10 protein-coding genes, 1 tRNA gene, 4 pseudogenes and 1 other annotated feature (1 of these 16 cut by a window edge) are annotated in these 11,545 nt (G+C 39.9%); of the genes and pseudogenes, 11 read left to right on the forward strand and 4 right to left on the reverse strand.

Translation table 11 applies throughout. The features are described from left to right. Positions 1 to 13 precede the first annotated feature (13 nt). Complete coding sequence (locus tag EI981_RS08005) at positions 14 to 358, forward strand: DUF3969 family protein (RefSeq protein WP_126997042.1); 345 nt, start codon at positions 14 to 16, stop codon at positions 356 to 358. A gap of 72 nt (positions 359 to 430) precedes the next feature. Here the strand turns inward: EI981_RS08005 and EI981_RS08010 are convergent. Next, positions 431 to 634 (reverse strand): annotated as a pseudogene (locus tag EI981_RS08010) (IS3 family transposase); the annotation flags it as partial. 321 nt (positions 635 to 955) lie between these two features. Here EI981_RS08010 and EI981_RS08015 point away from each other — a divergent pair. The 9 genes and pseudogenes from EI981_RS08015 to EI981_RS08060 all read left to right on the forward strand — a co-directional run bounded on the left by EI981_RS08015 (position 956) and on the right by EI981_RS08060 (position 7,422). Beyond that, positions 956 to 1,245: pseudogene (locus EI981_RS08015) on the forward strand (YxiJ family protein). Between the two features lie 157 nt (positions 1,246 to 1,402). Next, complete coding sequence (locus EI981_RS08020) at positions 1,403 to 1,582, forward strand: ribbon-helix-helix protein, CopG family (protein ID WP_126997046.1); 180 nt, start codon at positions 1,403 to 1,405, stop codon at positions 1,580 to 1,582. Positions 1,583 to 1,722: 140 nt separating this feature from the next. Then, on the forward strand, positions 1,723 to 2,031 hold the full coding sequence (locus tag EI981_RS08025; RefSeq protein ID WP_126997048.1) for a DUF6809 family protein: 309 nt from the start codon (positions 1,723 to 1,725) through the stop codon (positions 2,029 to 2,031). Further along, positions 2,006 to 2,281, forward strand: a complete 276-nt coding sequence (locus tag EI981_RS08030) for a hypothetical protein (RefSeq protein ID WP_126997050.1) — start codon at positions 2,006 to 2,008, stop codon at positions 2,279 to 2,281. Before EI981_RS08025 ends, EI981_RS08030 begins: the two co-directional genes overlap by 26 nt. A gap of 643 nt (positions 2,282 to 2,924) precedes the next feature. Then, the gene (locus EI981_RS08035) at positions 2,925 to 4,088 is read left to right on the forward strand and encodes an outer membrane protein assembly factor BamB family protein (RefSeq protein WP_126997052.1); all 1,164 of its coding nucleotides are present in this window, start codon (positions 2,925 to 2,927) and stop codon (positions 4,086 to 4,088) included. 636 nt (positions 4,089 to 4,724) lie between these two features. After that, entirely contained in the window at positions 4,725 to 5,333 is a 609-nt protein-coding gene (locus EI981_RS30080) for a polymorphic toxin-type HINT domain-containing protein (protein ID WP_418789061.1), read from the forward strand. A gap of 23 nt (positions 5,334 to 5,356) precedes the next feature. After that, entirely contained in the window at positions 5,357 to 5,857 is a 501-nt protein-coding gene (locus tag EI981_RS08045) for a hypothetical protein (protein ID WP_126997054.1), read from the forward strand. A gap of 541 nt (positions 5,858 to 6,398) precedes the next feature. Then, positions 6,399 to 7,070: pseudogene (locus EI981_RS29500) on the forward strand (polymorphic toxin-type HINT domain-containing protein). 22 nt (positions 7,071 to 7,092) lie between these two features. Beyond that, positions 7,093 to 7,422 carry a hypothetical protein gene (locus EI981_RS08060; protein WP_126997058.1) on the forward strand — a complete coding sequence of 110 codons (330 nt, stop codon included), beginning with the start codon at positions 7,093 to 7,095 and terminating at the stop codon, positions 7,420 to 7,422. 51 nt (positions 7,423 to 7,473) lie between these two features. On the opposite strand, the gene EI981_RS08065 is transcribed toward EI981_RS08060, so the two are convergent. Beyond that, positions 7,474 to 8,727 carry an MFS transporter gene (locus tag EI981_RS08065; RefSeq protein WP_126997060.1) on the reverse strand — a complete coding sequence of 418 codons (1,254 nt, stop codon included), beginning with the start codon at positions 8,725 to 8,727 and terminating at the stop codon, positions 7,474 to 7,476. A 162-nt stretch (positions 8,728 to 8,889) separates the two neighbouring features. On the opposite strand from EI981_RS08065, the pseudogene EI981_RS08070 reads away from it, so the two are divergent. Beyond that, positions 8,890 to 9,475: pseudogene (locus EI981_RS08070) on the forward strand (TetR/AcrR family transcriptional regulator). Positions 9,476 to 9,527: 52 nt separating this feature from the next. Here EI981_RS08070 and EI981_RS08075 read toward each other — a convergent pair. Together EI981_RS08075 and EI981_RS08080 are read right to left on the reverse strand one after the other, a co-directional pair. Then, positions 9,528 to 10,871, reverse strand: coding sequence for a helix-turn-helix domain-containing protein (locus EI981_RS08075; RefSeq protein ID WP_126997062.1), 1,344 nt, complete (start codon positions 10,869 to 10,871; stop codon positions 9,528 to 9,530). 201 nt (positions 10,872 to 11,072) lie between these two features. Then, positions 11,073 to 11,146 (reverse strand) — tRNA-Pro (locus tag EI981_RS08080). Positions 11,147 to 11,540: 394 nt separating this feature from the next. Further along, positions 11,541 to 11,545, forward strand: a binding site (T-box leader); it runs 231 nt beyond the window's last position.

Genomic DNA, 11,545 nt, shown 5'->3' on the forward strand with positions numbered 1-11,545 from the left:
AAGGGGGGATACATTGAACCTACAAATTGCATTGGAGAATTCTGAAGAAATTCAAAAGTTTTTATGTATATTAAATCTTGGTATGCTTGAGTCCTTGCTCGAAGGGGCATTATCATTTGAAGATGCATACACATACCTGTATCGTCCTTATGTAGCACAGCTTCTAGAAGAAAATGAAGCGAATAAGGAGATAGTTAAGTTATTTGAGGAATGCTGTATGTTGGAAGATATACGAGATATAGCCCCTGATAAACTGAAAAATGCAATTGAACTGAAAAAGAAAGAGACATTAGATTTACTCCAATCAATATCTAATACAGTGAAACCAATGTATTGGCTCAACAGAATTGATGAATAAAAGTAAGACCTTAAGGGATAACTGAACTGTAACCTCATTTATGGACAGTTTTAAAAAACGATTACCATAGACTTAAGCAACTATAAGATGGCTTCTGAAATCATCAGGAGTCATCCTTTTTAATGTCCATTGGTAGCGTTCAGAATTGTAGTGGGTCATGTACTCATTAACCCGTTGACGTAGTTCTTTAAGAGATTTACAGTCTTTGTAGTTAAGCTCGTCCTTCATATGACCAAAGAACATCTCCATGGACGCATTATCCCAACAGTTTCCTTTTAAACCCGGCTTCAGTGATGAGGAGACGGGTTTGAGGGTTTAGCACAATATCTTAGGAAAGCTGAGGAATTTGCCAAAACTGCTAAAAAAGGTTCAACAAATGTTAACGGAGCAGTAGAAGGTACAATTCGATATAAAAAGAACGGAAAATATATTGATATTGCTCCGGATGGTACTATAGTTTCCTTTGGTAGCAATAATGCGTATTTGTCTTTTAAATGGAGGTGTTGGGATTTGAGTAGTGAAGAAATACGTGAAAAAATATCTTCCCTGTATAATTTTCAATTAGCTAATCCCTTTCCGTATGAGGATACTAGCAGGATGAAAATTGATGTTGAAAGTGATTTTGAATTAAGTGAGGGCGAAAGTTTAAATGCTAATTTTAATGATTATTGTACTTTAATTGTTGGAACGACAAGTTATATTCTAAATGGTAATGTTGCTAATATCCCTGAGAAGCAAATTGAGTTTTTGAATGAGGGTTTTTCCAAAGGTTTCCTCAATACAGTTTTATTGAAGCAAAATTGGAGAACTATCCTGAATTTAAAAATGAGTACATTAATCATGAAGAATTAAGAATGCTAATATTAGATTATTTACAGAGCAACTAACGAGAACCAACCTTGAAGGGTGCAGTTCAACTTTCTGGACAGCCCTAAAAAATAACTAACCTGCCGAGAAAAAAATATTGAGCGTCAGAATGATTGTGTTGACTTTTTGTCCTGACAATAATATATTATTGTCAGGACAAAAAAGCGAGGTGAAGCGATGTCCTCCAAAAAGATGGGGCGTCCTCCATCTGACAAACCCAAAAGCAAAACGATTGAGATACGTGTTGATCAGGAAACTATGAGCAAGCTTGATGCTTCTGCCGAAAAGCTGAATACGTCACGTTCTGCAATTGTCCGCAAAGGGATTGAGAAGGTGTATGACGATCTCCAAAAATAAAGAAGGAAGCAGCGAGCATCCCGAGAAGAACACCGCTACTTCCTATCCCGCAATCGCTTTAATAAGCAGACTGCATAAATATCCTACCATGTGCAGGAATCTCATTCAAGCGATGCGATGACATTTATGGGAGGATGAATATGAAAACGATTCTGGAAGCCCTGTACCGAGGGCACCTTCATCCTGATGAGGCGATTGTACCGTCTCATCCTGAATATCGTTCCCTAAGCCGACAAGTGTCGGCTCAGACGGAGCAATGGCGTAACCGATTGGGCGAGGAAGCGTTTCGTGAGCTTGAGGTGTATTTTGACCTGTGCGACAGTGTGGATAGCATGCATGTCGAAGCTGCTTTTCTACATGGGTTCAGGCTTGGAGCCAACTTGATGATCGAAGTTATGAGCAAACGCGAGGAGTTGGTTCCGAATGAAGCTTCGGGCTTGTCATTATGATGATAATAGAGACACATCGACAGTTATAGATGCGGATGGGAAAACCTACCGCTTCAACTGCTCCGAGATCGAAAACGTGCTCGTTATGCATGCAGCAGCGCGTAACGGCTCACCATTCATATTCAAGACAAGGCATATGCACAGGCGTTGCCAGAGAAATTATGATGCGCGGCGACTAAACGATGCTTTGTCGGGGGAAGCGAACAAGGTGGAGGATGCTGTTAAACCACCTAAGCGTAAGGATGGGTGACTGTTGAAAGCAGAATGTTGCCTTGCGCTTTTCCTTTTTTTCTCGGCTAGTTTTAATCATTAATCAACAAGAGACAGTTGTCTCGTGTTGCAGCAGCACTGAATTTGGCCTCCCAAATTCGCTTGCCAGAGGTATCCCCTGATACCTCCTACCGACTTTTTCTACATGCTAGATGTCCAGTTCCAGTCAATCCCAAAAAGATTCACGGGCGATTTCACCACGCAAACAGGTATCCCGATTGAGCTTCGCCAGCTCTGCCCACTGACAGAAGGCCTCTTCCGTTGTCTTACATATCAAATCCATGCAAAGCGTCTTTTGTACTCCCGAGTAAAGCGGGAAATCATCTAAGTTGGCGGGTGAGTATTCTGGCTGGACGGTAAGGGATGAACACTCGTTTGGATGCACAACTGTGCGTTACAAAATATATATAAATCAAGATAAGGCCACCTTACCCAAAAGTTTTTTGGTGCTAAAAACTGATCTGTAAAGAATAAGGTCAATAATTCTCAAAAGTAAATGAAGTCAAAAAAGGTTTAATTTTGTATATTGAAAATTTGGTCAGATTATCAAGTAACATTACATAATATTAGTGATGCAATTAGTAGATTACTCTGAATTATGTATTTTGTAAGAAGGTGAACATATGAAAATTCTCTTTGATCAGAATCAAAAAATTGGTGGCTTTATGGAAGGAGGATATGATGTAAATGCCTATCAGCCTTCACAAACCAATTGGACTAGGCACTCGCTAGTTGAAGCCCCGAATGCATTAAATATTCTGTGGAAAGTAAAGATTCCATCAAGTCTTCAAGAATGTTCGGCAGTAATTGGGAGAAATGGGGAAATCTATTTTGGAACTTTATCAGGGGATTTGTACTGTTATTCCTTTGAGGGAGCGCTTAATTGGAAATTAAGACTTGGGTCAGAACTTAGCACTCCAGTTATTGGCGCAGACCAAAGAGTATATGTTGCAGCTAAGTCGAATGATGATTCAGACAGAAGCTATCTCTATGCCATTTCTCCTGGTGCAGCAATAGAATGGAAATGCGGACTGAATCATATGATTTCATATCCTCCTATCTTGGATAGTGAGGGTAATATTTACGTGACCACTTACGGGGCTCAGATATATTGCATAAATCATGATGGCGATATTCAATGGACATTCAAGACTGATTATTTGTTATCATGTTCACCAGTAATAACCTCAGAAGGAAACATTCTAATTGCTGAGGGAGGCCTTTTTCACTGTTTAAATTTGAGGGGGCAAGAGGTTTGGAGGAAAAAGTTTGATAGTATGGAAGGAGTAATTCCAATTGTTCTTTCCGATGAATCCTATCTGACTACGGCATCTGTTAATGAAGATATAAAACTTGTAAAGTTAGATGGTTTGGGTGAATGTTTGTGGGCATATCCGGAACATAATGACTACTCTTTATGGGGATCTCCCGCTGTAAGTAGAGACGGAATAATTTTTGTTTCGGGGAGCGAATTTAGACTACAGGCGATTGATTTGAAGTGTAAATCCTTATTATGGGAGGGGGAAATTCAAGGTGCTATTAAAGGTCCCCTACTTATATCAGCTGACAATAAATTGATTATTGCATCTTATGGCGGGAATATTCCAAGAGATGCAAAAAGAGGATTAGTTTCAAAAATGACTTTATTAAATGAATCAGGTGAGTCGATCAGCGAAATATTTCTTCCTGGAGATATAACGAGTCCGTGTTTAGGAAGAGAAAATAAAATTTATGTTACGACAAACATTCCCATGGAAAATCATGGATACTTATACTGTATCGAGTAACTTATCAATTATTTGGAGTAGACGAGATACGTATAAAGTATAAGTAACTTTATAGGGAGTGAATCAGAGCATGGAGTGGCTCGTGATTTTATTTCTTGGAATTGTGTTTTTTTTATTCCCAAGACTACTTACCAAAATTGGATGGTTTAATTTCGATAATTTGGATGGAAATGAGGGCACTTGGGAGAAAAATGACAAAAAAAGTGTTATTACTCGTAAAATCATTTACGTGTATAGGGTAATTGGTTTTACAATAGTTGTGTTTAGCTTGGTCAAGTTATTAAGCTAATTTTGCCTGAGTGTGCGGTGTTCGGTATACTATTGTTGCTATTCGATTAAATAGGATAATTAAAAAATTGTAAAACAAATCTTAGTTCACAAATAAAAGGGGCCAGACAAGCTCTTGATATACTTTATCTTGATGATGTTAAAACTATACTGGACGACGAGGCAAGTAATCTTGAAAAAGGAATAGTTATTGTTCAATATATACCGGTAATTAAAGCGTACAAAGTCGTTAAAAAGACCGAAAAGGTAATAGATTCAAGTAAGGATATTATTAAATCTACCAAAAAGTTAAATTGTAACTGCTTTACTGCTGGAACCAAGATTTTAACAGACGAAGGGGAGAAACCTATCGAGGACATCGAAGTCGGAGATAAGGTTCTCGCTAAGTCCGATGAAACCGGAGAAGTGGCGTATAAAGAGGTAGTGGGGCTGTTCCAAAAACAGGCTGACGAAATCTACTATGTTCACATCGGGGATGAAATCATCAAGGTTACGGGTGAGCATCCGTTCTGGTTGGATGGAGCGGGATGGACGCTTGTAAAAGATCTTAAAGTTGGTGACTTGCTTGTTTCGAGTGATGGTTCTACACTACCAATAGATAAGATTGAGAAAGAGCCAAGGCAAGCAACGGTTTATAACTTTGAGGTCGCGGAATTTAATTCGTACTTTGTGTCTAACCTTGAGATTTGGGTTCATAACTGTGCGACGAACTTCAAAAATTACTCTGCTAAAGAAATGGAAAGGAAATTCAAATTAAAGAAAGGTGAATTTCATCAAATTAAGCAAGACATTATTAAGGATTTAATGAATAAACAATCACCTTACAAAAATCAAATGAAAAAAGTAGGAAGTAATCCTGACATTCATTTGAGCTCTGACGGAACCATTAGAATTATGTCCAGAGATGGTAAAACTTCATTTGACACTGACTGGAATATTAATTCGTTTCTTCCGTAAAGAAAGGAGGCCAAAATACTAGAATGTCATTTGATTTAGAAGTACTAGTTGTCAATCAAGCCGTTCCGCTTCATCTGCCTTTTCAGAGCCGAATTGAATTGCTAAACGAACAGGATGATCGGGGTGTTCAGAGATTCAAAGACAAATGGAAAGTAATGAGTCATGCAAAAGGAGTTTGGTATTCACTCGTTAAAGATGATGAAGGCATTCAGAATGCATATTTGCTGTGTGATTCGGATTTTGAAAGCAGCATTGATGAAGTGCCTGTTCCATTTTGGGTGAATAATGAAGACGTTTTGTATAATTTAACTCCACTAATCATTCGTCCGGAATTTAGAGATGATTTTGAGAAGGTTTTGAGGTATCTCCTTGAGAACTCCCCGATAGGCACGTTGATGTTTTTGGCAAGGTATCAAGGCGGGGATTATGAACTCATTCAAGGAACTCTAACGATCGAAGAGTTTGTGGAACAGTTGGATAAGAAAAATATATTATTCAATGTTTGTTATGTGCTTGCGAAATGATTGCCGACCTTGAAGGATGAACATATTCTTCAAGGTCTTTCTTTTCCCCACCCAGTGCCGAATGGATCGGGCGGCTGATTGTTGGAGTTCACATAGCCACTTGGAAACGTTCTTCTTATTGCTCGCCGTGCTACCCGGAATAATAACAGAATATGCACGGCGTGGTTTTCACGAGGAGCGGGGTTTATCTGTGCTTGACTATACCCTGAGCACCTTTCTCGATTAATAATACATAGCCAGTTCTCGGCGTACGGGTGGCCGTCATCCCGCTTGTCATCGGCTGTTATACATTTTCACTTGATTCTCAAATTGAAGCGTGATGGGTACGTTGAATTCGTGAAAACCTTCTGGCACTGTTCAACCAACTTAGCGACGAATTGGACGTAAAACGCCCAGAAATCGCCTTAGGCGGACGCTACTATCCTCAGCTGACTTCCGCCTGCTCCGAGGACGGAATTGGGGATTTACCTAGTTTCTATCAGCTGTATCCACGTGCTTTAACCAAAAAATTGAATGTAACTGCTTTACTGTTGGAACCAAGATTTTAACAGACGAAGGGGAGAAACCTATCGAGGACATCGAAGTCGGAAATAAGGTTCTCGCCAAGGATGAACACAACCCCGATGGAGAACTGGCTTATAAGGAAGTAACGGCTTTATATCGCAATCAACGTGATGATATTATTAACTTGGATGTAGGGAACCAAATCATCGAGACGACAGACAACCATTCGTTTTGGGTCGAAGGCAAAGGGTGAGTCTTCGTAGATGAACTTCAGGTGGGCGACAAACTCCAAAAGGCTGATGGAAGCAACCTGACGATTGATAAAGTAGAGTTTGTAAAACTTGAAGAAAAAGTTACTGTTTATAATTTTACGGTTGCTGACTATCATACGTATTATGTAACGGATATTGGGATATGGGTGCATAATACGAATTGTATTAAAACAGGAGACAAGACTCCTGGAGGTCATTCATTTAGCGAACATGGCGCTCAACGTGCGAACGAAAGAGGATTTACTTCTCAAGCAATAGATAACATTATCAATAACAACAAAAAGACTAGAAAAAGTAAGGTTGATGATCAGGGGCGGAAAACTTGGGAATATACCGACTCCCGTGGTAATAAGGTTGTGACCAACGTAGGCGGAGGGATTATTTCAGTCCATTCCCCTGCCGAAGGCGGTACGTATATTCCAAAATCCAAAAAATGATGCTATGGAGTTGATAAAAAGAATGAACAAAGATGTTTTGCTAGAACTAGCAAAAAACTTAAATACAGAATATGAAATAGGAATTTGGTCAGAAACAACTGATTTTTTTGAGAGGCAAGATAATATTGCCGACTTTTCAATTAGGTATGATGAGAATCAATTCAACATTGTGATTAAACTAAAAGAGTTTAGTTTGAACGCGACAAAAACCATTTTTGCTTCATTGGTAAGGTTTGTTGAATATAAATCAACATTCTATGTCAGGGAAGATAAAGAAAATTCAATTGAGTTCTACCTACTCTCTTCAACGGACAATAAGAAAGCATTCTTGTTTCATATCGTTTTTCAATAAATTTATGACCTTGGGGGCACTCCCCAAGGCCTTGCTTTTTTAATGCTCTTTTTAGGCTAAACGGCGGGTTAATACCCAGAAGAGAAGGGCCACTCCACTCACGGCGGCGCCGAACAAGCAGACGGCATTCCAGCCTGCATAGGCATAGAGTTTGGTTGAGACAATCGATCCGGTGGCGCTTCCGATAGAATAGAAAATCATGTAGGCTGCGGTCAGCCGGCTTCTTGCCTCGGGGCGGACGTTAAAGATCAAGCTCTGATTCGTGACATGTACAGCCTGTACGGCTGCGTCAAGAAGGACAACACCAATGATCAAGAAGATAAGTGAATGCTTCAGATCATTGATCGGCAGCCAAGATACCGTTAGCAGGAACAGAGCAACGCCTGTTGTCCTCTGTCCCCACCCGCGATCGGCTAACCTTCCTGCTCGGGCTGCTGCTAATGCACCCACTACGCCAGCAAGGCCGAAAGCACCTATAGCGGTATGTGATAAAGAATGTGGGGGTGAACTAAGCGGCAATACCAGCGAAGTCCACAATGTACTAAAAGCTGTAAAGATCAGCATCGCTAAAATAGCTCGAATACGAAGGATACGCTCTTCTACAAATAATTGGAGTACTGAATGGAGCAGCTGTGGATAGGAGAGCAAATTCTTTTCCAATCTATTAGGCTGTGGCATTACCCAATATATAGTACCAACGATAATGAGCATTAAGGCTGCAGAGGTAAGATAGACCGAACGCCAGCCAGCAAGATCAGTCAGTACACCTGCAATGGTTCTCGCTAATAGAATTCCAATAACTACTCCGCTTGTTACAAAGCCAACCACACTTCCTCGTTCGGACGGGGCGGCAAGGGTTGAAGCAAATGAAACAAGCACCTGGGTTACAACTGCAAGCAGTCCCATAATAGCTAAGCCAATGAAAAGAACCGGTACTGTAGGAGCGGTTCCAATGATAACAAGAGCGGCAACAGATAGGAGCATCATGATGACGATCAGTCGGCGCTGATTTAATAAGTCGCCGAGCGGAACGAGCAGAAAAAGTCCGAGTGCATAACAAATTTGAGTCACCGTGATTACGATGCCAAGGGAAGAATGAGAGATTCCAAACTCATATGCCAGAGAGTCGAGCAGCGGCTGAGCGTAATAGACATTTGATACGGCTAGCCCGCAAGCAATGGCGAATAGTATGGCTATACGACGAGTCATTAAGGGAGGAGCAGATTTAGCAGCAGCATTTTGTGTTACAGCTAGGCTATCGAGTTCATTATGGATAACAGGCGAATCCGGGCCAATATTTTGCATGTTCACACCTCGCAGTAATATTTTCATACCGATCGGTACAAAATAATTCTACGTAAATATATATTTAAACATGGAGTACTGTCAAGATATATTTGACATTAAGGCTACTGATGAATAAAATTAATTTATACTGATCGATACAAAATATCTGGGGGTAATAGGATGGCCAGGCTTCGTGAGTTTAATGAAGAACAAGCTTTGGATGCAGCGATGCAGATTTTTTGGGAGAAGGGGTTTGAAGCTACCTCTTTAAGCGATTTGACATTAAGGATGGGCATTCAGCGTCCTAGCATATATGCAGCATTTGGCGATAAGAAGGAACTATTTGAAGCTGCGCTGCGTAAATACACACAAATTCATGCCTCTAATATTAGAGCGCAGTTTCATAATAACTCATCCATCAGAGAGGCGTTTCGCGTTTTTTTTTGAAGGATTAGTTGAACAGGCATATGCTGAGGATATGAACCGAGGTTGTTTTTGTCTTAATGCGATGGTGGAGCTTGCGCCCCATGACGAGAAATTTGAAATTCTTACAAGGGAGCATCAGATGTACCTGACGGTCATTTTTCAGGAGGCCATAGAACGGGGAATTCAATCAGGTGAACTTAACCCCCGGCTTAACGCAAAGGCTCTCGCACAGACCTTGGTAGTCTCTATGATTGGACTGACCGTAATGATGAAGTCTCGCCCAGAGCGCTCTTTTGCAGATAACGTAGTCTCGGGGATACTTTTGCAGTTAGCTGAGTAATAAGATATATAGCGTAGCTAGGAAACTGCTTGCCAACAATCAAAGACCAGTTCTACGAACTGGTCTCCTTCGCGTTGTTTGAGATTATTTTAATGCCTGGATGTTGGTGATTGTAAGAGAGATGATATTGACTGAGAAGTCTAAATATACCATGTTTCTCACTAATAAATATTGAATTGTCCAGGTTATTTAATAAGTAGTTTAATCCATCTCTGTATCCACCCTTATTTAGATAATAACTGGCTAATTCATTATTGAAGCGAGCTAGATGTCCCTCAATAATCTGTCGAGTATAAACATTGTTAGGAGATTTATGTTTTATAATCAAGGAGGGAATATCAAAGCGCCGGAGAATATCATCGATGTTAAAGTGGTAGCGATTAGCGAATTCGACAATGTTTAATAGGGACAACAATACTTCATCATGATTTGATTCCATATAAGTCACATAATCTGTAAGTACGCTTGGATCACCTGCGGCTAATTTCGTTACCATTATATTCATTTTGGCCCATTCCTGAAATTTTTCTTTCCATTGTTCGGCTTCCTCATCTTGTTCTTTTACCCAATCCAAGTCGTTATACAATTGTATATACTGCAGAGTTTTTTCATAGTCTCTTTTGTTTTCATGAACATCCCCTAGAAGTAAGTTGGCATAAGCTATGTAAGTAAAGAGTGGACGATATGATTTATAACCACTAGCATATTTTGGACTTTTTTGATATAGAAATTGAGCTTTTTGCCTAAGTCTCTCAGCAATCTCCTCCAGCTTATTCCATCGACTTAATCCACGATATGTATTCGCGAGATCCTTCAATGCTTCAAGCTGATCATACTCGCCTAGACGATCTACAAATAATTCAAACTGAAGGGCCCCTTGGTAATTCTTTTCTTGGTTGTTTTCAAGTTCACACATAAATAAACGATACTGACAAAGAGCCAGACGTTCAGAATGTTGATTTCGTTCACTTAGCGCTACATTTTCATACAATATAATAGCTGCTTCTTTTTTTTCATTCTTATTGAGATCTTCTGCTACCTCAAATAGGTGTGGGGAATAGATCAAGTTATCTAGTAATTGCTGAACTGTTTTAAGAAGAAGGTCTAAGTTGCCAACCTCTGCACAACCGTATAAGAAAGGTTTGATTTTGCGCCAGTTAGGAGGAGACCCAGCTATAACTTCATCGTAGTACTGATTATAGAAACAACCTTTAGGTAATCCCATAACTTCTGTGATACGGTCTAACTGTCCAATATTCAAAGTTCTATTTTCATTGAGAATGTTGCTAAGAGAGCCGATATTTATATCAACTTTCTCAGCAAATTGTCGTAAATTTAATCCTTCTTGATTCATAAAATCATTCAGTATTGCACTAATCGTGGTTGTACGGCTCATATTAGACCCCCCTACCATCCAATCTCTAATATTTCAATAGTATCCATTATTTAAATGGTGGTCAATTTAGAAATACGGTGTTCGATGTAGAGATCCTCGGTGATGATGATAAACATAATAAAAAAGACAACTCCCTTCAGAATTAACCATTCGTCAGGTTGTTGTCATTAAAAGCAGCAAGGAATATTCATATAAGTAAAATCGAGACGACAGGATTTGAACCTGCGACCTCTTGCTCCCGAAGCAAGCGCTCTACCAAGCTGAGCCACGTCTCGGTAAGATGAAGCGTCCCGACTATCAACTTCGATGAACTAGTGGGAACACCTGAAATTATACTCCTGTTCAAAAAACGTGTAAAGCGGTTGTTCTAAAAGTCAGCTTTTGATCACGATGTGAATCAGGAAGTTAATTCGACATCGAATCTTGAATTCAGCCGGGTCTTCCGGTGCTCACGTACCCAAAACGTACGCTCCGCTCCTCAGCCCCTAGCTTCATCCAACCTTCTCGGTGCTGAAAACCGGACCTTTTGAACTCTCATTAAAAAAGACATGCTCTTGAACAATATATGAATATCACATCATCACCTTGATCCCCTTGATTTTGAAATATAGCCAGGTATGTTGCGTTAAAAAGAATCTTTCTATATAATATAGGGTGATTCATTGGATATTTGC

The sequence above is a fragment of the Paenibacillus lutimineralis genome, assembly GCF_003991425.1.
In the GTDB taxonomy this organism is placed as follows: Bacteria; Bacillota; Bacilli; order Paenibacillales; family Paenibacillaceae; genus Fontibacillus; species Fontibacillus lutimineralis.